The sequence below is a fragment of the Singulisphaera rosea genome, from assembly GCF_054877945.1.
Window position 1 is genome coordinate 183,605 of the sequence record NZ_JBTYIP020000006.1, and the last position, 20,368, is coordinate 203,972.

General features: G+C 67.2%; 16 protein-coding genes. 5 read left to right on the forward strand and 11 right to left on the reverse strand.

Features of this window, described 5'->3' with window-relative positions:
• Positions 1–15: 15 nt before the first annotated feature.
• Positions 16–1,557: an ABC transporter permease gene (locus ACYOEI_RS13675; RefSeq protein ID WP_462850058.1), complete on the reverse strand. Its 1,542-nt coding sequence runs from the start codon at positions 1,555–1,557 to the stop codon at positions 16–18.
• Between the two features lie 25 nt (positions 1,558–1,582).
• Positions 1,583–2,299 (reverse strand): ABC transporter ATP-binding protein, encoded by a 717-nt coding sequence (locus ACYOEI_RS13680; protein ID WP_462850059.1) that lies wholly within the window; start codon positions 2,297–2,299, stop codon positions 1,583–1,585.
• A 679-nt stretch (positions 2,300–2,978) separates the two neighbouring features.
• On the opposite strand from ACYOEI_RS13680, the gene ACYOEI_RS13685 reads away from it, so the two are divergent.
• From ACYOEI_RS13685 to ACYOEI_RS13695, 3 genes are all read left to right on the forward strand, one after another.
• On the forward strand, positions 2,979–4,187 hold the full coding sequence (locus tag ACYOEI_RS13685) for an RNA polymerase sigma factor (protein WP_462850210.1): 1,209 nt from the start codon (positions 2,979–2,981) through the stop codon (positions 4,185–4,187).
• 37 nt (positions 4,188–4,224) lie between these two features.
• Positions 4,225–4,596 (forward strand): hypothetical protein, encoded by a 372-nt coding sequence (locus ACYOEI_RS13690; RefSeq protein WP_462850060.1) that lies wholly within the window; start codon positions 4,225–4,227, stop codon positions 4,594–4,596.
• Between the two features lie 79 nt (positions 4,597–4,675).
• Positions 4,676–5,767: a DUF1559 family PulG-like putative transporter gene (locus ACYOEI_RS13695; RefSeq protein ID WP_462850061.1), complete on the forward strand. Its 1,092-nt coding sequence runs from the start codon at positions 4,676–4,678 to the stop codon at positions 5,765–5,767.
• A gap of 410 nt (positions 5,768–6,177) precedes the next feature.
• Here the strand turns inward: ACYOEI_RS13695 and ACYOEI_RS13700 are convergent, their stop codons facing one another.
• The gene (locus ACYOEI_RS13700; protein WP_462850062.1) at positions 6,178–6,387 is read right to left on the reverse strand and encodes a hypothetical protein; all 210 of its coding nucleotides are present in this window, start codon (positions 6,385–6,387) and stop codon (positions 6,178–6,180) included.
• A gap of 427 nt (positions 6,388–6,814) precedes the next feature.
• Here ACYOEI_RS13700 and ACYOEI_RS13705 point away from each other — a divergent pair, with 427 nt between their 5' ends.
• Positions 6,815–7,969 (forward strand): HD domain-containing phosphohydrolase, encoded by a 1,155-nt coding sequence (locus tag ACYOEI_RS13705; protein WP_462850063.1) that lies wholly within the window; start codon positions 6,815–6,817, stop codon positions 7,967–7,969.
• A 29-nt stretch (positions 7,970–7,998) separates the two neighbouring features.
• On the opposite strand, the gene ACYOEI_RS13710 is transcribed toward ACYOEI_RS13705, so the two are convergent.
• The 4 genes from ACYOEI_RS13710 to ACYOEI_RS13725 form a co-directional block, all read right to left on the reverse strand.
• A complete protein-coding gene (locus ACYOEI_RS13710) occupies positions 7,999–9,402 on the reverse strand; it encodes a hypothetical protein (protein ID WP_462850064.1) in 1,404 nt (467 codons plus the stop codon).
• Between the two features lie 264 nt (positions 9,403–9,666).
• On the reverse strand, positions 9,667–9,870 hold the full coding sequence (locus tag ACYOEI_RS13715; protein ID WP_462850065.1) for a DUF5989 family protein: 204 nt from the start codon (positions 9,868–9,870) through the stop codon (positions 9,667–9,669).
• A 52-nt stretch (positions 9,871–9,922) separates the two neighbouring features.
• The gene (locus tag ACYOEI_RS13720) at positions 9,923–10,339 is read right to left on the reverse strand and encodes an SxtJ family membrane protein (protein WP_462850066.1); all 417 of its coding nucleotides are present in this window, start codon (positions 10,337–10,339) and stop codon (positions 9,923–9,925) included.
• Positions 10,340–10,354: 15 nt separating this feature from the next.
• Positions 10,355–12,184 carry a carbamoyltransferase family protein gene (locus ACYOEI_RS13725; RefSeq protein WP_462850067.1) on the reverse strand — a complete coding sequence of 610 codons (1,830 nt, stop codon included), beginning with the start codon at positions 12,182–12,184 and terminating at the stop codon, positions 10,355–10,357.
• A gap of 225 nt (positions 12,185–12,409) precedes the next feature.
• Between ACYOEI_RS13725 and ACYOEI_RS13730 the strand changes: the two genes are divergently transcribed.
• On the forward strand, positions 12,410–13,723 hold the full coding sequence (locus tag ACYOEI_RS13730) for an SGNH/GDSL hydrolase family protein (protein WP_462850068.1): 1,314 nt from the start codon (positions 12,410–12,412) through the stop codon (positions 13,721–13,723).
• A gap of 163 nt (positions 13,724–13,886) precedes the next feature.
• Here the strand turns inward: ACYOEI_RS13730 and ACYOEI_RS13735 are convergent, their stop codons facing one another.
• The 4 genes from ACYOEI_RS13735 to ACYOEI_RS13750 form a co-directional block, all read right to left on the reverse strand.
• The gene (locus tag ACYOEI_RS13735; RefSeq protein ID WP_462850069.1) at positions 13,887–15,077 is read right to left on the reverse strand and encodes a hypothetical protein; all 1,191 of its coding nucleotides are present in this window, start codon (positions 15,075–15,077) and stop codon (positions 13,887–13,889) included.
• Between the two features lie 119 nt (positions 15,078–15,196).
• Positions 15,197–15,526 carry a DMT family transporter gene (locus ACYOEI_RS13740; RefSeq protein ID WP_462850211.1) on the reverse strand — a complete coding sequence of 110 codons (330 nt, stop codon included), beginning with the start codon at positions 15,524–15,526 and terminating at the stop codon, positions 15,197–15,199.
• 223 nt (positions 15,527–15,749) lie between these two features.
• Positions 15,750–19,478, reverse strand: coding sequence for a WD40 repeat domain-containing serine/threonine protein kinase (locus ACYOEI_RS13745; protein WP_462850070.1), 3,729 nt, complete (start codon positions 19,476–19,478; stop codon positions 15,750–15,752).
• Positions 19,462–20,127, reverse strand: a complete 666-nt coding sequence (locus ACYOEI_RS13750) for a sigma-70 family RNA polymerase sigma factor (RefSeq protein WP_462850071.1) — start codon at positions 20,125–20,127, stop codon at positions 19,462–19,464. Before ACYOEI_RS13750 ends, ACYOEI_RS13745 begins: the two co-directional genes overlap by 17 nt.
• Positions 20,128–20,368 lie beyond the last annotated feature (241 nt).

Below are 20,368 nucleotides of genomic sequence, written 5' to 3' on the forward strand. Positions count from 1 at the left end.
GCCGGGCCTGACCGATCAGTCGTGCCGGAGCGCCGAGACGGGGTCGACCTTGGCGGCGCGTCGGGCCGGGTAGAGCGCGGCGACGATCGTGACGCCGACGGTGAAGAACAGGACCGTCGTCGCGATCCAACTCGGGAAGGCGAAGATCGAGCCCGAGAGGTCGATCTTCATGTCTCGGCGGACCATCGAGCGGACCCACGTGTCGCCCGGGAATGAGACCGTCCAGGCCAGGAGCAGGCCGAGGGACCCGCCGACGAGGCCGATCAGCCCCCCCTCGATGACGAAGAGGGTCTGGAGCTGCCAGTTCGACGCCCCGACGGCCTTCATGATGCCGATCTCGCGGCGCCGTTCCAGGACGCTCATCAGCATCGTGTTGGCGATGCCGAGCGACGAGACGAGCAGGGCCACCCCGGCCACGCATGTCATCCCGCCGAAGATGAGCAGGTATGTGAGTCGCTCGCGCTCGAGGAACTCGACGATCGAACGGCTCCCCAGGCCGAGGGCTTCGACCTTGTCGACGACCTCCTTGACGTTCTTGATGTCGTCGACGAACAGGATCGCCTTGGCCAGCCCCTGCTGGCGATGGGCCGGGTCGCGGAAGGCCAGGTCGACCGCCGTCCGCCGGGGCAGGACCAGGTCGGTGTCGGCGGGGAATTGGCTCCAGGCTTCCTTCCTCTCCTCGTCGTTGAACTCGCGGAAGATGCCTACGACCTGGAAGTCCTCGACGACGATCGCCGGGTCGACCTTCTTCGATTCCTGCTGGATCGCCTTCCGCAGGGTGGCGGCTTCTTCGCCGGTCAGGCTGAATCGGTCGAGGGTCTCCGGCATCTGCCAGGCCAGTTGGCGGAGGGCCATCTGCTCGTCGCGGTTACCGCTGGCTTTCGACCGGTCGGCCAGCGAAACGTGGAAGCTCGGCCCGCTCTCCAGGTTTCTTATCTCGATCCGGAGGGGTTTGCCGAGGACCTGTTCCAGGTCGGTGTCGTCGATCAGGCCGATCCGGTACGCGAACATCTCGGAGAGCAGGACCGATCGTTCGTCGTCCGAGTGGAAGGGCCGGCCGGCGACGATCCGCTTGCGAAATTCGAGATCCTCGCCGGCGCCTGACGAGACGCTCGCGTCTTCGGGCCGGTTGCCGAGGGTCGCGATGACCGGGCCACCGACGATCGGGATCATCTGTCGGACGTGGGGGATGTGCGAGAGCGTTTCCAGCCGGTCCTGGGTGAGGTTGACCTGGTGGCCCGCATTGCCATGTCGAGCTCGCTCGGCGAGGACCTTGTGGATGCGTTCGCGTCGATCGGCCGCCATTCGCCCGGACACGGTTACGTCGTCCTTCGCCTTGGTCTCGGTCGACTTCCAGCCGGGTGAGACCGTCACCTTCCGGGCGACGTCACCCTTGCTCGACTCGCGCTCGATCGTGATCTGGACGCCTTCGTTGATCGACAGGCTCGCGGCGAGCACGAACGCGCCGAAGACGACGCCCAGGGTCGTCAGGCTCGTGCGCATCTTCTGCTGGCCGAGCGAGGCGAGGGGCAACCCGAGCAGATCGATCCAGCGCACGAGGCGACCCTCCATCCCGTCCCGATCAAGCGACCTCTTCCGCGTCCGCGATGCGGCCGTCGACCAGGCGGACGACGCGGTCGGTGCAGGTTGCGGCCAGTTCTTCGTCGTGGGTGACGAGGACGAGTGTGGCGGCGTGCTCGCGGACGTGGTCGAGGATCAGGGCCATGACCTGCCGCGCCGTCTGGCTGTCGAGGTTGCCCGTCGGCTCGTCGGCCAGGACGACCCGAGGTTGGTTGACCAACGCCCGAGCAATCGCGACCCGCTGGCTCTCGCCGCCGCTCATCTGGCCCGGCCGGTGATTCAGCCTCGCCCCGAGCCCGACCGACTCCAGCGCCTCCCGGGCGGCCGCCCTCCGATCTCGAGGCGTCCGGCCGGCGAAGACCATCGGCAGCTCGACGTTCTCGACCGCGGACCTCGAGGCGATCAGGTTGAACGACTGGAAGATGATCCCGACGGTCGTCGACCGGAACCGGGCCATCTCGCGCCCCGAGATCTGCTGGAGGTCCCGGCCGCCGACCCACAACCCCCCCGTGCTGGGCCGGTCGAGGCCGCCGAGCAGGTTCAGCAACGTCGATTTCCCCGACCCCGACTTCCCCAGCAGGGCCACCCGCTCGCCGCACTCGACCTCGATCGAGACCCCCCGCAGCGCCTCGACCTGGGCGTCCTTCGTCCCGTACGCCTTCCGCACCTCGACCGCCCGGATCGCCACGCCGCCCTCGTCCTCGCGATCCGCTCCCATCGTCGTCTCGCCCTGATCCGATCCGTACGAGTCCACTCGACGATCGATCATCCTAAACCAGAGGGCCCCACCCCGACCAGGGCCGAGCGCCTGGCCGCCGGTGCCGTCCCTTTCGATGAGGCGGGCCTTGGACTCGTCGGGGATGTTGCCGTCGAGCAGGGGGCGGATGTCGTCGGCCGTGAGGAGCGGCGATTTCCCGTCTCGACGTCATGCTTGGGGCCGCTTTCCGACCCCCTCGCGAATCGATGACGGGCCCCACTTCCGGCGGCCCCGGAGGAGACTTCGCCGATTTTCAAGAAATCCGGATCATTCGGGCCAGGGAGGGGGAGTATTAGTGGATTGACGGGGGCGGCGTTCGTCACGAGCCGTCGGCCCTCGACGGCAAAGCCGACTTGGTCGGCCCGCCACTCATTGGTCCATCGGGCATGGTTCGTTGTCAACGTCACGCTCGCAAGGATCGGCGGAGGGCCCTGGGATTCCGGTGCTTGAAAGGTCAGTCATGCGGGATACGCCATTGAGAGAATTCCAGGTGCTCTGCGGCGCGGGGACGCAGGCCGGACTGACTGACGGTGAACTCCTGGAACGGTTCATCACGAAACGGGGAGTTGCCTCGGAGCTCGCGTTCTCAACGATTGTGGGAAGATACGGTCCGATGGTCCTCCGGGTCTGTCGGCAGTAGATCTTCGATGCGCACGAGTGTCAGGACGCTTTCCAGTCGACCTTCTTGATCCTGGTCGAGAAGGCCGGCTCGCTCAGGGACCGCGGCTCCCTCGGGCCTTGGCTATTCGGCGTGGCCAACCGGGTCGCCGCGAGGTCCAGGACCGCGAACGCGCGGCGCACGCGGCACGAGTGCCGCTATGTCGAGCGACTCGCGCTCGGGGGCCCGGGGGAGCACGAGATCCAGCGGGACGTGGCTGTCGTCCTGCACGACGAGATTCGGCGGCTCCCGGCACGGCTTCGAGCCCCTCTCGTCCTTAGCTATTTCGAGGGGCTGACGCGGGAAGAGGCTGCGAGCCGGCTAGACTTGCCGGAAGGGACGGTGGCGAGCCGCCTCGCCCGTGCGAAGGAGCGGCTCCGGGGCCGGCTGGCCCGTCGCGGCGTGGTCCTCTCGATGGCGGCCCTGACGGGCACGCTCGCCGGGACTGCGTCGGCGGTGCCCGCGATGCTCGCACTCGCCACGGTGAAAGCCGCTGTCGGTCTCGCCGGAGGCCGATCGAAGGCCGCGTGGACCATCAAGACATTCGCGAGTCAGGCTCTCGGCAGCCTGCTCGGAAGCATCCCGCTGAACAAGTTGAAGGTCGCGGGCGTGGTCCTGGCCGCGGCGGGAGCACAGGCGGGCGTCTCGGGGGCCCTCGCCTACCGGCCCGTGCCGACTAACGAGTCAGGAATGTCGGGGCCGCCTGGGCGGCGCCTCGAGGAGTCGGGCAGGGAGGACCAGACGCCCATCGCGCCGCCGCGGTTAGCGGACGACCTTCGGCTGCGGGACAAGGTCGTCCGAGAAAAGCAACTCCGAGCGGCGCTCCGCAACGTCTCGAAGAGGGCATTGATGGAGGCCGTGCCTCGGCTGGGCATGGGGAGGGATCTGGTTCGATCCTTCTCCGCGTCCGGCGACCCCTCGCGGGGCGAGCGGGTCATCCTCGGGAAGCGGATCCAGGAGGTGTTCGACCGCGTCTCGGAAAGCCCATCGGTGGAGACGGCCCTCCGTTCGGGAATCGCGGCGGCCTTGCTTCGAGGGATTCTCCCGCCCGGCGGCCCCTCGCAGCAGGACAAGCTCATCCTCGAAATGCGGATTCGAGAGGCGCTCGAGGCCGCTCCCGGGCGATCGATCGAGGGCGGCTCCGCGCCGTCCGATCGCCCTGGGGAGTCGAGGCGGAAGGACGAGATTTGACCCGCAATCATCGAATCAATAGGGAGACAACAAGCCGATGACTCACCGTCACTGCTCGAGCCGACTCGGCGGGATTTCGGCGACGATCGGGCTCCTCGGAGCCGGGATCCTCTTGGTGGGGTGCAACTCGGGCGAGGACGGAGGGGGCCGAGTCGCGGCCGCCCCGGGCCGGGCGTCTCGGACACCGGCGCCCGACGTCGCCACGCGTCGATCGCCCCCGCCGGTGATCGAGCCCGGAGACTCCGAGGAGGCGATCATCGGGAAGAAGCTCCGGGCGGAAGCGGAACTCGCCGAGGCCCCGGAGGAACCGCCGGACCAGGGCCGGAAGGCCCACGCCCTGAGGGCCAATACGGCCTCCCGCCGGGAGCGCCAGAAGCAACAAGCCGACGAGCGAGCCAAGCCCAGATAAGGGCAGGCGGCCCGCGACGTCGCGGGCCGCCCCGGATGGCATGGGCTTGATGAGGCCCGTCTTCCCCGAGGGTTCTGTCATGCGATACGGCACTCGGCCCCTTGCCAGGGGTTTCACTCTGATCGAATTGCTGGTCGTGATCGTGATCGTCGCCGTGATGGTCGCGTTGTTGCTGTCGGCGGTGCAGTCGGCGCGCGAGGCCGCTCGCCGAGCACAATGCGCCAACAACTTGAAGCAACTCGCCCTGGCATGCCACAACTACGAGAGCGTCAATGGCACGTTCCCCATGGGACGCAACAGCCAGAGTTACGTCGGGGTCGACGGCTCGTTCGAGGGATATCATGACGGGTGGGGGCCGTTCGGCGCCCTGTTGCCCTTCATCGAACAGGCCGCTCTCTACAATGCGATCAACATCGGTCTCGGACCCTATCAGCTCCGGAACCACACGTTCCCCGGCATCGGCATCGCCACCCTATGGTGCCCCAGCGATGGCCCGATCCAAGGGCTCCGCTTCTCCTTGCAGAACGCCGGGTGGGATGGCACGACGATCGGCGTTTGTTACACGAGCTATCGCGGGATCGCAGGCACGTTCATGCAGGGCCCCGGCGGCCTCGAGACTCAACGGAAGTATCTGAGCGCCCTGAATGGTGTCTTCCCCGATACCGGCGGCCCCACGTGGTACAACGGCCTCCCGAGCCAACCCCCCGTCAAGACATCCGGAATCACCGACGGCACGAGCAATACCCTCCTCTTCGGGGAGAGCGCGCAGGGCAAGTTGAGCATGGCCGGCTGCGACCAGTATGGGGGATGCGCCTTTCAGGGAGAGGGTTGGTGGGCCGACGCCGATTGGGGCGACTCCACGATGTCGACCCTGCTCCCGCCGAACCACGCCGGTATCGGCGGTACGAACCCGCCGAGCGATTGCTTCCCGGCCTCGGCCGGGGGGACATCGGCTTCGAGCTATCATCCCGGCGGCGCGAGCTTCGCCTTCGCGGACGGCTCGGTGAGGTTCCTCGCGGACTCGATCAATTCGTGGAATTGTCTCCTCATTATGAAAATTCAGATGGAAAAAAATAACTGTATACCAAAGGCGTCGACGACGCCCCCCGGCGTCTACCAGGCACTCTCGACGCGCAACGGCGGCGAAGTGGTCGGGGCCGACGAATATTGATCGATCGGGGACGTCCGGGACGCATGGTGCCGGCCACGTCTCCGATATCTCGGTCCCGAAATGCCATGGTATCCGGTTCCTGATGATTAGGCCGTACTTCCCGTCCTGCCACAAATTCGGGTGGCCGGCGCGTACCGATCCCCGCGCCGGTGCCCTTGATCGACCGGAGCGGCTGCCACGCGCCTATCGGAGAAGTATGTGTAGGCTAGTCGACTCCGGCCGCTTTCCCCCCCATCCGCCAGCCAGCCCGAGACGAGGCGCCGAGAGTCCTCGCGGCATCGTCCGGGCGAGCATGCGACGCCCGGTACTCTAGGGTGATCCCGCTTCGGGCACCAAGGCGGGCAATACGACCACCCCATCCCCCCTGCCGCCTCCAGCGGGAATGGTACCAGGCGCGACGGGCCCATCTGTCATCCTTTGGGCGAGAGTTGACCGCCCGATCGGTGCCTTGGCCCTCGCAGGGCATTCCTCCCACCCGAGGCGAGGCTCCAGGTCTCGCGGGACCTGTCCTCCTGCCGGAATCGCGTCGGGAAGAGTCGCATCATCTCCAAGCCGATCAGTCCCGGGGCCGGGGGCACGGTGATGAAACGCCTCCCGTAGGTCGCCACCTCGGCGGCCACCGCGTTCGGTCGTACCGCCGAGCCCCTGGACTTTCGGAGGCATAAGCCTCCCCTCCTATCGGAGCTCGCGAGACCGGTCATCGTCCTGTGTGCCGGCGTCGAGGACTTCGTTGCCATGGCAAACGGGCCCGACAGCGTGCCGACCGGCTCCAGTCCCTCAATACGGCATATCTTGTTGGAAGTGTTATTGCACAATGGTTTACGGTGCGATCGTCCTGAATACAAGTCCCGCCGTTTCCCCATGTATCCCGGCTTTCGCTCTCGTGCGAGATTGCATTCGCATCGTCGGATGGCTCCAATGACAACCAAGGCTTAGAAAAGTTTGCCCAGGATCTCTTGGATTCTCTTCAAACGAGGGCTGGCGAACCCGAGCAGGGCCGTATCCAGACCCCGGGTTTCTCATGGGATTAGGTAGGGATTTGGGATCATGAAAGTACTCCATGTCGATGACGATGAGGCGAGCCGATACATCGTCGGCCGGATCCTCGCGGATGCCGACTTCGGCGTCGAGTACGCCTCGACGGGGGCCGAGGGTTTGCAACTCGCCGCGTCGTGCCATCCCGACCTGATCATCCTGGATGTGAAGCTGCCCGACATGGACGGCTTCGAGGTCTGTCGGCGACTCAAGGCCGACCCCTCGACCGCGATCACGCCCATCCTGCACCTATCCGCGCATTTCGTCCGGGGCCGCGACCGGGTCCGCGGCCTCGACATCGGGGCGGACGCCTATCTCGCCCAGCCGGTCGAGCCCGACGAACTCGTCGCCACCGCCCGCGCCCTGATCCGGATCAAGGTCGCCGAGGAGGCGTTGAGGCAATCTCGGGACGAGCTCGAAGTGAAAGTGCGGCTCAGGACCGCGGACATCGAGCGGTCCTACGACGCGACGATCGACGCGCTGGCCAGGGCGTTGGAACTGCGCGACCACGAGACCGAGGGGCACAGCCGTCGCGTCGTCCAGTTGACGCTCCGACTGGCGGGGGCCCTCGGCATCGACGAGGAGAGCTTGATCCATATGCGTCGCGGGGCGCTCCTGCACGACATCGGCAAGATCGGAGTCCCGGATCGCGTCCTCCTGAAGCCCGGCCCGTTGGATGCGTCCGAGTGGGCGATCATGAAGCAGCATCCGATGCATGCGATGACGATGCTTGGCTCGATCGAGTTCCTCCGCCCGTCGATGGAGATCCCGTTCTGCCACCACGAGAAGTGGGATGGGACGGGCTATCCTCGCGGCCTCAAAGGCGAGGAAATCCCGCTATCCGCCCGCATTTTCGCGATCGTCGACATCTGGGACGCCCTGGCCCACGACCGGGCCTATCGCAGAGGCTGGCCCCCAGAAAAGATCTACACGCACTTGGAAAGCCTTGTCGGCACCCATCTGGACCCGGACATCGTCCCGGCTTTCCTCTCCCTCATGCAAGGAAGCATGCGCGATCCCGCGACCGCAGGCCCGGATCCCAGCAACCCCGACGCGATCGAGCCGCTCTCGGGTTACGAACGCGAGCCCGACCCCCTGAAGATCGAACCCGTCGATCGTGACCTGGCAAGGGATTGCCCGATCGCGATCGATACGCCTTCGATCTGACGGCCTCGACCACTCGCGTTTGGACCCCGCTACGACTCGTCCCCGAGCGAGGGTTTCGGCAACTTCCTCTCGAGGCCTGCGTACCTCTCGCCCGCCTTCTTGAAGGCCTGGCCGTTGTCGATGTACTTGCGCTGCTGACGTTGCTCGTTCGCGACCGCGAACAGCTTGCGCACGATCGCGGGGCTGTTCTCGTTGGCGGACTCGCTGCGGCTGCTCTCCTTGTCCGGCCGCCAGGTCTCGATCATCTCGGGAATGATTTCGAGGAGGAGCTTCACACGGACGGCCCGAGCGAGCTTGGCATCCTCGAGCTTCGCCAGGACCTGGGCTGGGGTCCTCTGAGAGGTCCCCGAGACGATCTTCGGCAGGCCGTCGTCGGTCTCCTTCGGGGCGAGTGCCGTACGCGCAAACGCTTGGAGCGCGAGCTTCTCCACCTTGAGGGGATCGCGGTCCAGGACGCCCGGCTTGTACGCAAGCACTTCCTCGAGGATACTGCGCATGGCCGCGGCGAGCGGCGTCTGGGACTCGACCCGAGTCGGGTCGAGCGAGATCCGCATGAGGTTCGCGAGGTGTTCGCTCTGGAGCTTCCGATCGCTCGGGTAGCGTTCCGCCGCCTGCATGAGGAGCCCGTTCGCCCACCTCGCCTGTCCCGCCTTGGCTTCGATCAACGCTCGGAGCGAAACGATCTCGCCTTCTTCGAGCGCCCGGACCATCGGACTCGCCGAAGCAACGGTCGTCGCCCTCAACCCCTGTGGGGCGGGTGGCGTGACGCCCTGGTCTCCGAGCGGCGCGGATTGTGAGGTTGGAGAGGCCTCGGGCGTGCCTGCCGCGGGTGCTGGGGCCGCCGCCTCGCCATATTTGCGGAGCGGCCCGGTCGGCATCCTCCGTTCGCGGACCGGCTCCGGTGGGGCGGCCTCAGGTTCGGGTTCGACCTCCTCGGCTGGCGAGGAATCCTCGTCACCCAGCCCGAGCTCGGCCATCGCGAGCGCGTGGAGTCGATCTTCGTTGTCGACCTCGGTGTCCAACTCCAAGTCGTCGACCGGGGGGACGGCGACGGGCAGGTCCTTGACCTTCTCCCCCTCGGCGTTCTCGAAATGCGTCAGGACGAGGGCGTCCCCGTCCATCTTGCAGAAGATTTCGCGGATCGCGAGCTTCTTGATGTCGCCCGTCTCATCGACATAAGTAAGCCTGATCGATGGTGCCGAGGGACGCTTGGTCATCCCGTCCCGGTATCTCGGGTCGGCCTTGGCGGTCGCGAGGAACTGAGACGCGGTCTGCGCGCCGTAGGTGGCGGGGTCGGTTTGGTCGATCCGCAGACGGCCCTGATCGTCCTTGACGATCCGGATCTCGGGTATCGACCAGCCCGCCGACGCTCGAGGCGCATCGGCTCCTGGTCCCGCGTCCTTCTGTCCACCTTGATCGGTCGCTCCTGCCACAGCGCCCTTCCTCGAATGTCTGTAAGGTCGAAATTGAAGTCCAGGGGCACCCGATGGAGGGCGCCGCTCATGTCAATGTACCGCCGCCCTGCACGGTACGTGACTTCCTACCCGAATCGAATTGTGGGAGTCCTTGAACAGGATAGGTCCTCTATTATCCTTGTTTGACGCTTCATCCTACCGGGAAGTTCCAGGGCTTTCGGAGCAACCTAGGGTCGGTTGAGAATGCATGGCCAGACCGCGATGGCGGATCTCCGCCGACCGTCAAAAGAACGTGTAGAGGAACGGGGCCGCGCCACTGGTCGCGAGGATGGTGAGGACGCCCATCAGGCCGAGCATCAGGAGGATGGGGATGAGCCACCACTTCTTGTTCTGCTTCAGGAACTCGACGAACTCCGAGGCCAGGCTGGGGGCGGGCTGTCGGGCGAGGTCGTCGAGGCTCGGCTTGCGCTCGGTCTCGTGGGGCATTGGGGGCGGAGCTCCGGGGATTCGGTCGCGGTTCGAGGATCGGAGTCAGACGTCAGTAAGGTCGGAGGTATTGCTCAAGGCCCCGGTCGTGCCGGTAGGGCTCCCAGTAGGACTCGAGCTTGGCGTCGGATCGGCGCGAGAGGAGGTCGCGGCCGAGGAGGCGGAGGAGGATCGCGACCGGCGTGACGACCGCGTAGTAGATCACGGCCAGGACCACGTGGGAGACGACCCAGCCGATCGGCCAGGTGACGAGGGTCAGGCCGAGGAAGACCCAGCGCAGGTGCTTTGGGCTCACCATCCCAACGATGCGGAGCAGGACCGCCGCGACCCAGAAGGTTGCCGCGAGGGTCGGTCGACCTCGGAAATAGGTGAGGGGGGCGGCGACCATCCCCAGGAAGAAGAGGCCGAACTCCGAGAACTGGACCAGGAGTTTGCGGTCGGGATGCCAGGGGATCGGGGCCAGGGACATCGGCAAGTCCTCCGGTCAGTCGGGTTGGAACTGGGCCAGGTGGGCCTCGACCTCGGCCCGTTCGCGGGGGCGATGCTCCGACTTTCGGAGCAGGAACCGGCCCAAGGCCAGGACGTCGATGTCGGTGGCCAGGAAGCATCGGTAGGCGTCGGCCGGCGTGTTCACGATCGGCTCGCCGCGCACGTTGAAGCTCGTGTTGATCAGGAGCGGGCAGCCGGTCCGACGCTCGAAGGCGCGGATCAGGGCGTCATAGAGCGGGTCACGCGCCGGGTCGACCGTCTGGATCCGCGCCGAGTCGTCGACGTGGGTGACGGCCGGTATCTGGCTCCTCGGCGTCTTGAGCCGGTCGAACCCCTCGGCCGAATCGTCGACCTCGAGGCGCTTCTCGGGCCGGACCTGGGCGACCAGGAGCATGTAGGGGCTGTCTTCCTCCGGGCGGACCTCGAAGTATTCGTCGACGCGGTCGCGGAGGACCGAGGGTGCGAACGGTCGGAACGACTCGCGGAACTTGATCTTGAGGTTCATCACCGACTGCATCTCGGTGTTCCTCGGGTCGCCGAGGATGCTCCGCGAGCCCAGGGCCCGGGGGCCGAACTCCATCCGGCCCTGGAACCAGCCCACGACCTGGCCGTCGGCCAGGTGGCCCGCGACGGCGTCGCAGAGCGCCTCGTCGGAGTCGAACCGGGTGGCGGGGGCCTCGACGGCGCGGAGGTATCGCCCGATCTCGTCGTCGGAGTAGGCCGGCCCGAGCTTGGCCCCCTGCATCGAGTCGTCCGGGGAGGGAGTGCGGGGGTTCCCGAGCAATTGGTGGTGGATCAGTTGCGCGACGCCGAGGGCGCCCCCGGCGTCGCCGGCCGCGGGCTGGATCCAGATCTGCTCGAATGGGCCTTCGCGGAGGATCCGACCGTTCGCCACGCAGTTCAGGGCCACGCCGCCGGCCAGGCAGAGGGCCTTGGCTTTCGTCTCCGCGTGGACCTTCCGCACCATGCGGAGCAGGATCTCCTCGGTAACGACCTGCACCGACGCGGCCAGGTCCATCTCTCGGCGAGTGATCGGCGACTCGGGCCGGCGCGGGGGGCCGCCGAAGAGGCGGTCGAACTTCGCCGAGGTCATGGTGAGACCCTGGCAATAATCGAAGTACGACATATCCATACGGAACGACCCGTCGTCCTTCAGGTCGATCAGGTGGCGATAGATCTGGTCGGCGTACCGGGGCTCGCCGTAGGGGGCCAGGCCCATCACCTTGTACTCGCCGCTGTTGACGCGGAACCCGGTGTAGTACGTGATTGCCGAGTAGAGCAGGCCGAGCGAGTGTGGGAACTTGAGCTGATGCGTGAGCGCGATCCGGTTCCCACGGCCCATCCCGAAGCTGGCGGTGGCCCACTCGCCGACGCCGTCGACGGTCAGGATCGCCGCCTCCTCGAACGGGGAGGGGAAGAAGGCGCTGGCGGCGTGCGACTCGTGGTGGTCGGCGAAGACGAACCGCTTCTGGTAGGCCCCGTCGAGTGCCCGCGACATGATCCGGGGGAGGAAAAGTTTTTCGCGGAGCCAGATCGGCATCGCCATCGAGAACGACCGGAAACCTCGAGGTGCGAAGGCGAGGTAGGTCTCCAGGAGCCGTTCGAACTTCAGGAGGGGCTTGTCGTAGAACCCGACCCAGTCGAGGTCGGCGACCGATAACCCGGCGGCTTTGAGGCAATAGGCGACCGCGTGGGTGGGGAACGCCGAGTCGTGCTTCTTCCGCGTGAACCGCTCCTCCTGGGCCGCCGCGGCGATCTGGCCGTCGACCAAGAGGGCCGCGGCCGAGTCGTGGTAGAATGCGGAGATTCCCAGGATAGCGGTCATGTCGTCGGCCGAAAGGGCTCGTTGATGTCGGAACCGGTCGCCATCGACTCTAACATCATGGCCCCTCGGGGGTGAAGACGACGGCCAGGTTCGTGGATTGGGTGGCTCGACTTATCCGGTCGCGTTGGCTCGCCGAGGGTGGGCGGATTGATCGGCTCCGAGAACCTTGCGAGAATCGAGGGTCGAGTGGATCCGGGGGTGGATGAGCCGAAGGCGAGGCTTTTGATGCGGCGGAGGATCGGATCCCGGGCCTGGCCCGGTCGTCGGGAGCGGCAGCGTCGGTTCGGGTTCGTGGAGCGTGGGGAACAACTCGAGCGCCTGTTCAAGCGAGGGATCCTCGCCGCGACGGCCCTGGTCCTCTGCGGCTTGGTCGCGGGGACGGCCTCCGGGCGCTATCTCACACGCTACGCCGAGACTCGCCTGAAGTGGATGGTGGCGTGGTCGTTCGGCCTTCCCCCTGAGCGTTCGGAGATCGACGCCGATTGGCAGCTCCGCCGGCAGCGGGACATGGCGCTCACCCGCCCGATCTTCGAGACGGTCTACAAAGAGGCCGAGCCGCCGATGCGCCGGCTGCTCGACGCGATGAAGATGGACCCCGCCCGGGCCGTGCTTTGCTGGGGGAACTACGACCTGACGATGATCCTGCCGTCGTCGCTGTTCCAGGCGGATCCGAAGCGGTCGTATCGGATGCTGCCCAACACCCGATCCGTCTGGCTCAAGCCGATCGTCCTTGCCAAGCAACTGAAGGGGTGCTTCCTCGTCCCTGAGACGCCGGGCCTGCCGAAGCTGATCGAGGGGACGGGGGCGTTCATCGTCGGCGGGTCGTCGCAGACGACGAACTCGTGGGGCTGCCGAGGTCCTGAGCCCGACCTGAAGTCCCCACTCCGAGGCCTGGTCCTCGGCGACTCGAACATGCAGGGGCTGTTCATCGGCGACGACGTCACCCCTCCCGAAAACCTGCGCCGGGAGCTCGAGGAGAGACTGAAGATCCGCGTCTCGATCCTGAATACGGGCCATCTCGGGTACTCGCCCGAGCAGTATTACTACAGCCTCGAAGAATACGGCGACCGATTCCGGCCCCAGTTCGTCGTCCTCAGCTTCTGCGGGAACGACTTCGGGTTCGGTGGCGAATTGATCCGGGGATTCGACGGCTGGCAGGAAGGGGCCTACTGGTTCGAAAGGATCTTCCACTACTGCCGGGTCCGCAACATCATCTGCCTCACCACCCTCGTCCCGGGCGAGGACCAGGTCACCGCCGTTCGCAACGAGGGCAAGTTCCCCGGCAAGTTCACCGACCTCTGCCAGCTCAGCACCTCGCGCTACTACAACCCGCTCGAAATCCTCATCGACGAGAATCTCCGGCTGGTCAACGAGCAAGAACGGAAGGGGGGCGGCCCGTCGAACAGCCAGCTCTACAACGGGCACATCGGCGACGGCCACTTCTCCCCCAAAGGCTCGAAAGCCTGGGCTCGCGGCGTGGGTCATCGCTTGACGCTCATCCTTGAACGTGAACGAATCAGCAAGCGGGTCGCGTTTTGAGGAGTCACCCCTCCTTCGAACCCCGATTTATACTCAAGAGCCGGGATTCTGTCGCAGAGCGCGGGGGGCGTCGGAGATTGCCCGAATTCCGGATGGGGTTGTCGCCATGCCTCGCATCAGAAACCCGGCCTTGAAGAAAAAGCCGGGTTTCGAAGAGCGGCACTCAGGCCGCGAGATTCTCGGATGAGCTACTGTCCTTCGTCAGCCGTGCGACTCGCCACTGTTCGGCGGCGAGGACGAACGACTCGGCCGAGGCGAGCGAGGAGAAGGCCGAGCGGGGGATGATCAGGGGGATCCGCCGCGACCGGACGGCGACGACGACGCCTCCGGGGTCGAGCGAGGTTCGCTCGACGGCATTCCAGCAGATCTGCCAATCGCCTCGATGCGGAGAGCGGACCGAGACGCCCGCAGCCGAGAGGCCGACGGTTTGCTCCTCGAAGAGGCCGACCTTCGCCCAGTTGTGGCGCGTCCACCAGCGGTACATCCGCAGGAGTAGACCGTATTGCAGGACGAGCAGGGCCCCGAAACCGAGGGCCTGGGCCCACTCGACGAGGTTGTCGGGGGGGACGAACATCGTGACCGCGAGGAGTTCGAGCCCGAGGACGGCGGCCAGGGACCACCGGACGCTCTGATAGCACGGGCGGGTCCACGACCGTTCGTAGAGGCGGTCGAAATCGGCGTTGGTGAGCTGCGAGCGGACCTCGAGCTCGCCGACAGTGAGCCGCTCGGCTCGAGGATCTTCAGTCTTCGGCTGGGGATTCCGACCGGCTGCGGCGACTCGACGGCTCTCGGCAGCTAGAGCGAACGCATTGGCCTCGTCGGGTTGCGTGAAAGCATGGTTTGGGATGAACAGGGTGCTCATCGCGGGCCATTCGGCGGGCGGACGGGGGCTTAAGGCGAGTGCCACGTCGCCGTGGTCGACCTCGATACGCCGGATGGTATGCCAAGGGAATCGTCGCTCGCAGGAATGGGCCTCGTCGACGACCACCCCATCGGCCGTGAGGACGACCCGGCGTTCGTCGAAGAAGCCCGCGGCCCGCCAGGCCCGGGTGACCGACCAACGAAGCAGGCGATGGATCCCCCAGACGGCAACCTCGCCAACCACGAGGATTGGCAGGATGATCCAGGGCCCGTGATACGTGACGTGCCCGAGCACCGTGGCCACGAGCATCGCGACGCCCCCGACCGCGACGCCGAAGGCCATGAGGATGCTGGCCAGCGGCTTGTGCTCGTGGTGGTGGACCGTGAGGTGCCCGAGGGTCGGATGGTCGGGGAGTCGTCTGGTTCTGTACAGACGCTCGAAGTCCTGGCCCGTGAGTTGGTACTGGACGGCGAATTCATTCGCTCCGGGCATCCCTACCCCCACTACGTTCGGTGTGTGCTCGTCGTCGACGGCCCATCGCCCGGGCCGACCCGCCGGATGGTGGGCGGGCCCTCGACTCTATCCATCTTCGGGGCTCTGGTCCATCGCGATCAGTGGACGACGGTCTTGGAAAAGAGATTCAGGACCATCACCCCGGCGACGATCAGGGCGATCCCCACCATGGCCGCGAGGTCGAGCGTCTGCTGATAAAGTGTCGCGCCGATGACGGCGATCAAGACGACCCCCACCCCCGACCACAGGGCATAGGCCGTCCCGATGCTGATCGTCTTCAGGCAGAGCGAGAGGCAGTAGAACGCGCAGCCATAACCGACGACGACGATCAGGCTCGGCCACGGCCTGGTGAACGACTCCGAGGACTTTAGCGCCGTCGTGGCGGCGACCTCCGAGACGATCGCGATCAGCAGGAAGAGTTTGTGCATCGCGTCCTTTCGATGCGTCACCAAAAGCCCTCGCAAGAGATGGGTCGCCTTCGCCTGTTCGATGATTTGCCCGGTTGCACGCCCGAACCTCGCCGGGGATTGTGGCAATTGACCTACATTTTGGCAACCGTTCTTCGAACACTCCTCGTCACCCGGACCGACCTTGGAGCCCGTCAAACCCAAGGCTCGATTTCGAGCCGGCCCTTCGTACTGAACTCGTGGCTTACCACGCGAGTCCGATCCGTCCGAGCTCGGTGCGGATGCGGTCGAGGTCCCAGACGGCGACCATCTTGTCGCTACCGCCGGTGGCGAGGTAGCGGCCGGTGGGGCCGTAGGCGAGGGCGGTGATGAAGCCGCGATGGCTGGGGAGGCGGAGCAGGGGGGTGGTGGTGTCGGCGAGCGACCAGATCTCGACGTGTCCCTGGTTCGTCCCGACGGCGAGCTCCTGTCCGTCGGGGGTGAAGGCGAGGGCCTGGATCTGGCCCCCGGTCTCGCCCGAGGGGAGGCTCAGCCGGGAGCGGGTGGCGCCGTTCGCCGTGTCGATGAGCGTGACATTGCCTTGGTGGTCGCCGATCGCCAGGGTGTCGCCGTTGGGCGAGACGGTCAAGGACGTCGCGGAGCCTGGTAGCTGCCAGTCCAGGTAATGCCCACGCGGTCCTTCGAGGGCCAGGGCGTGGACGTCGCCCGCGACGCTGATCAAGTAGAGGCGATCGCCGGCCTGGTTCGCGGCGAGCTGTCGCCAGGAGACCAGTTCACCGCTCCGCCGTCGGTTCTTCGTGTCCCCTTTACGCCGATCGGCGTCCGTAGGCTCGGTCGGGAAGGGCAGGGCGAGGGTTTGCAACTGGTCGGGGTCGTCCGAGTGCCAGACGAAGATCTTGGACCCTCGGCCGATAAACATCGTCCGCCCGCCCAGCGTCCGGGCGAGGGGCGCGGGGCCTCGGGACCAGCCACCGTTCCGGAGTTCGGGAAGCGGCGTCCGGATGGGCTCGGCGTTCTTCGTACCGCCGGGCGTGGAACGGCCGAGTGTCTCGGGGTCGACGGTGATCAGCCGCTCTTCGTTGTCGAAGGACAGGGCGGTCGGCTTGAGGCCATCGAGCCGCTTCGCGGGCGTGCCCGGGTTGGTGCTGGTCCCCGTCCCTTCGCCCGAGCAGACACGCTGGGTGGCCCCCGCGCACTGGCCGGGCCGCCAGAAGTAGACGCCGCCGCTCAGCGATCCCATCGCCAGGAGGCTGTCGTTGCGGAACGCCAGGGCGCTTACGGGTGATTCAAAGCGGCTGATCTGGACCCGGCCGATGGGGTCGACCACGTTCCAGAGCGACGTCGTCGAGCCGCGACCCGCGGCGGCCAGGGTCCGGCCGTCGGGCGCGAAGGCCAGGTCCTCGACGCGGTCGGGGGTGGGGAGGACGGCAACCACGCTGTTCGTCGCCGGGTCCCAGAGCTCGATGTCGGAGCCGGTCCCCGCCACGGCCAGGAGGCTCCCTCGGGGGTTGAAGCGGAGGAACCGGACGTAGCTCTGGTAGGGGTTGAAGCCGGGGAGGGGCGTCCCCGAATTGATCTCCCAGAGACGGATCGTGCCGCTCCCGGCGACGGCGAGTAGCCCATGCGGCCCCAGGGCGAGGGCGGTGAGCTCGGTCTGCGCCTCGATCGGGATCGGGTCGAGCGCCCGGCCGTCGTCGGCCGACCAGATCGAGACGGAGGTGTCGTTATACCGGGCGGTGGCCACGGTCTTGCCGTCGGGCGAGATGGATACGATGGGGAAGCTGAACTCGCGGCCGGGTGTCCCTGTCTCCCAACTCGCGAGCTTCGCGATCGGTTTGGCGACCTGCTCGAAGGAATAGAGGCAGACCTCGAACGCGCGGTACGTGCGCCGACCACCGTCGCGTTCGCGAGGCCGGGGCGTCTTGGCGTCAGCCGTGGCGGTAGCAGGCGGTTCGAGCACACCTTCGATCGTCACGAGCCGCTGGCCGTCGGGTGCGGCGAGGAAAGAGAGGACGTGCCGGTCGGGCATCTCGAGGTCGCGGAGCAGGGCTCCGGTGGTCGCGTCGAAGAGCCGGAGCCCTTGGCCATCGGCACGGACGACCGTGATGTAGGGGCCTGCGGACGCGATCCCGCTGTGGATTTGCCCTCGGGGGCGGTTCGCGCCCGGGGCGGAGCCCGGAGAGGACGAGGCGGACCTGGTGTTCACGAGGCTGTGGTGCGCGAGGCGGGTGCGTTTGGTGACGTCCCAGAGGTTGAATTCCGCGCCTTCGCCCTCGGTGAGCACCCCCAGGCGTGTCCCGTCGGCGCCGAAGACGAGGCCGCGGGCGGAGCCGGTGGAGAACTCGGCGCTGGCCTTGATGTCGCGGAGCACGAGGAACTCGACGGCCTCGTCGCGGAGCTTGGTCCGCAGGCTCGGCTCGGGGCCGCGACCCGCGGCCTCTTTGAGTCGGTTCAGTCCGATGGCGCGTCGGTTCGGGACGTTCGAGAGCCGAACCACGGTCGACTCGCGCCAGAGCTGGTTCATGATCGCGGCGTTGGTCTGGTCGCGTTCCTGAACGATGCTGACGAACGCGGCCGTCGCGACGATGAGGACCGTGGCCGCCGCCACGGCGGAGACGGCCGAGGCCCCGGGATGCCGGCGGGTGAACCGCCAGGCTCGCCCGATGGGGCTGATCCGGCGTGCGCGGACGGGCTCGTGGTGGAGGAACCGTTCGAGGTCCTCGGCCATGTCGCCTGCCGTGGCATAGCGGTCGGCCGGGCGCTTCGCCAGGGCTTTCAGGACGATCGTCTCGAGGTCGCGGGGGATTCTCGAGTCGAACTGGTGGAGCGGGGCGGGCTCTCGGCCGCCGATCTGGGCGATGAGCTCGGCGGCGGTCTGCCCCTGGAACGGCGGGCGGAGGGTCAGGAGTTCGTAGAGGGTCGCTCCGAGACTGTACACGTCGGTCCGGCCGTCGATGGGTCCGACCTTGGCCTGCTCGGGGCTCATGTAGCGGGGGGTGCCCAGGAGGCTGTCGTGCTGCGTGAGGCCCGGGTCCGCGAGGCGCCTGGCGAGGCCGAAGTCGGCGACCCAGACGACCCCTCGGGCGTCGACCAGGAGGTTGGAGGGCTTGACGTCGCGATGGACGACCCCGCGGCGATGGGCGTGGGCGAGGGCCTCGGCCGCCTCGCGACCGACCTCGGCGACCCAGCGGTAGTAGGCCGAGCCTCGGGGCGGGTTGAACGGCGGGGGCTCGTCGTCGCGTTCTCGACCGACCACCGGGTTGCCCGGCGAGGAGCCTTCGCTCCGGCTCTGGCCGAACCAGGTGGCGGTCTCGTCGACGGATCTTTGGACCGGCGCGGGCTCGATGGTGGTGCCGAAGAGGCGGGGGGTCCAGCCGAGCCATCCCGAGTTGCCGGGCGCGGGGGTGTTCGAGCCGTGGCTCGTACCGGCGGCGACCGAGCGGTCGCGACGGAGGTGGCGGAGGACGAGGTCGAGGCCGCTCCCCTCGATGCGCTGCATCGCGTAGTAGCAGAGACCGCCGACCTGGCCGACGTCGAAGACGGGGACGATGTGGGTGTGGTGGAGCCCGGCGGCGGTCCGGGCCTCGTTGAGGAACCGTCGTCGACCCGTCGAGTCGGGGGTCGCGTGGGTGCCGAGGACCTTCAAGGCGACCGGTCGGTCGAGCCCGACGTGGACGGCCTCGTAGACGGTCCCCATGCCTCCCCGGCCGAGCTCGCGGACGATCCGATAGCCGGCGATCCGCCGGCCGGACTCGAGCCGATGCCCCGGCCCTCCGCCGTCGCCGACCAGGCCCCGGACCAGGGCGAGGCCCTCGAGTGCGGCGCGGAGGTCGTCGTTCAGCTCGGGGTAACGCGCGGCGAAGACCTCGGGGTCGGGCGGCTCGCCCCCTTCGGCGAGGGCGAGGTACGCCTCGATGGCCTCGCCGAGGCGTTCGTCGCGGTCGATCGGATCGGTCTCAAATCGGCGGACCATCGGTATACCTCAGCGACCCCCCAGGGGGGCCGTCCAGCGACCGTTTCAGGCTCTTGAGCCCCCGCGCCCAGACCCCCCGTACCGACTTGCGGCTCACTCCGAGGCGATCGCCGATCGCCTCGAACGAGAGGCCTTCCGCGTGATAAAGCCAGAGCACTTCCGCCTCGGGGCCCGCCAGGATGGCGAGCGCATCGGCCAGCAGGACGGTGAGCTCGCGACGGCTGGCCGCCTCGCTCGGGCTCGTCTGGTCGAGCGCGAGCATGTCGAGCAGCCGACCGCCCCCCCGTTCCGGATCCGCCCCCGCCTCCAGCCCCCAGGGGGCGTCGAGCGGCACGTCCGGGCCCCCCGCCGACCGTTTGGCCCGATTGTGGTACCGCGCCAGGTCCGCCAATTTCTGCCCGACCAACCGACGGAGCCAGCCCACCAGGGCGGCTTCGTTCTGGCCGGTGAATTGGGGAAACTGGCGGACGACTTCGACGAGAGCTTCCTGGACGACGTCCGAGAGCTCGACTCGTTCGCGGAGTCGAGGCCCCAGTCCGGTCCGGACGACCATGCGGAGGTAGTTGCGGTACAGCGCGCAAAGTTCCCCAAGCGCGTCGGCCTCCCCCGCACGGGCCTTGGCCATTAATTCCAACGGACCCGCGCCCATCGGCCCTCGCTTTCCTCTCTCGAAATAGGCGTCGGACGGACTCGTCCCGGTCCACTCTTCCCCATGATCGGCCCCGAATCGTGTCGTGGCAAGCATCGTTTTTTCAGAACGAGCCTCCGAACGGTCAGATCCTCATGACGACGGGCCCTCCGCGACCCGTCGCGCAAGGGGACGCCCCGCGCGGGAACGCGGGGCGTCGACGCGGTCGAGGACCGCGGTGATCGGCCCAGGAAGCAACGTT

Excerpts from the sequence above, each read along its gene's own strand:
- ACYOEI_RS13680 (WP_462850059.1), bottom strand. The coding sequence starts at position 2,299 with ATGGGAGCGGATCGCGAGGACGAGGGCGGCGTGGCGATCCGGGCGGTC.
- ACYOEI_RS13690 (WP_462850060.1), top strand. The coding sequence starts at position 4,225 with ATGACTCACCGTCACTGCTCGAGCCGACTCGGCGGGATTTCGGCGACG.
- ACYOEI_RS13695 (WP_462850061.1), top strand. The coding sequence starts at position 4,676 with ATGCGATACGGCACTCGGCCCCTTGCCAGGGGTTTCACTCTGATCGAA.
- ACYOEI_RS13705 (WP_462850063.1), top strand. The coding sequence starts at position 6,815 with ATGAAAGTACTCCATGTCGATGACGATGAGGCGAGCCGATACATCGTC.
- ACYOEI_RS13715 (WP_462850065.1), bottom strand. The coding sequence starts at position 9,870 with ATGCCCCACGAGACCGAGCGCAAGCCGAGCCTCGACGACCTCGCCCGA.
- ACYOEI_RS13720 (WP_462850066.1), bottom strand. The coding sequence starts at position 10,339 with ATGTCCCTGGCCCCGATCCCCTGGCATCCCGACCGCAAACTCCTGGTC.
- ACYOEI_RS13725 (WP_462850067.1), bottom strand. The coding sequence starts at position 12,184 with ATGACCGCTATCCTGGGAATCTCCGCATTCTACCACGACTCGGCCGCG.
- ACYOEI_RS13730 (WP_462850068.1), top strand. The coding sequence starts at position 12,410 with ATGCGGCGGAGGATCGGATCCCGGGCCTGGCCCGGTCGTCGGGAGCGG.
- ACYOEI_RS13735 (WP_462850069.1), bottom strand. The coding sequence starts at position 15,077 with ATGCCCGGAGCGAATGAATTCGCCGTCCAGTACCAACTCACGGGCCAG.
- ACYOEI_RS13740 (WP_462850211.1), bottom strand. The coding sequence starts at position 15,526 with ATGCACAAACTCTTCCTGCTGATCGCGATCGTCTCGGAGGTCGCCGCC.
- ACYOEI_RS13745 (WP_462850070.1), bottom strand. The coding sequence starts at position 19,478 with ATGGTCCGCCGATTTGAGACCGATCCGATCGACCGCGACGAACGCCTC.
- ACYOEI_RS13750 (WP_462850071.1), bottom strand. The coding sequence starts at position 20,127 with ATGGGCGCGGGTCCGTTGGAATTAATGGCCAAGGCCCGTGCGGGGGAG.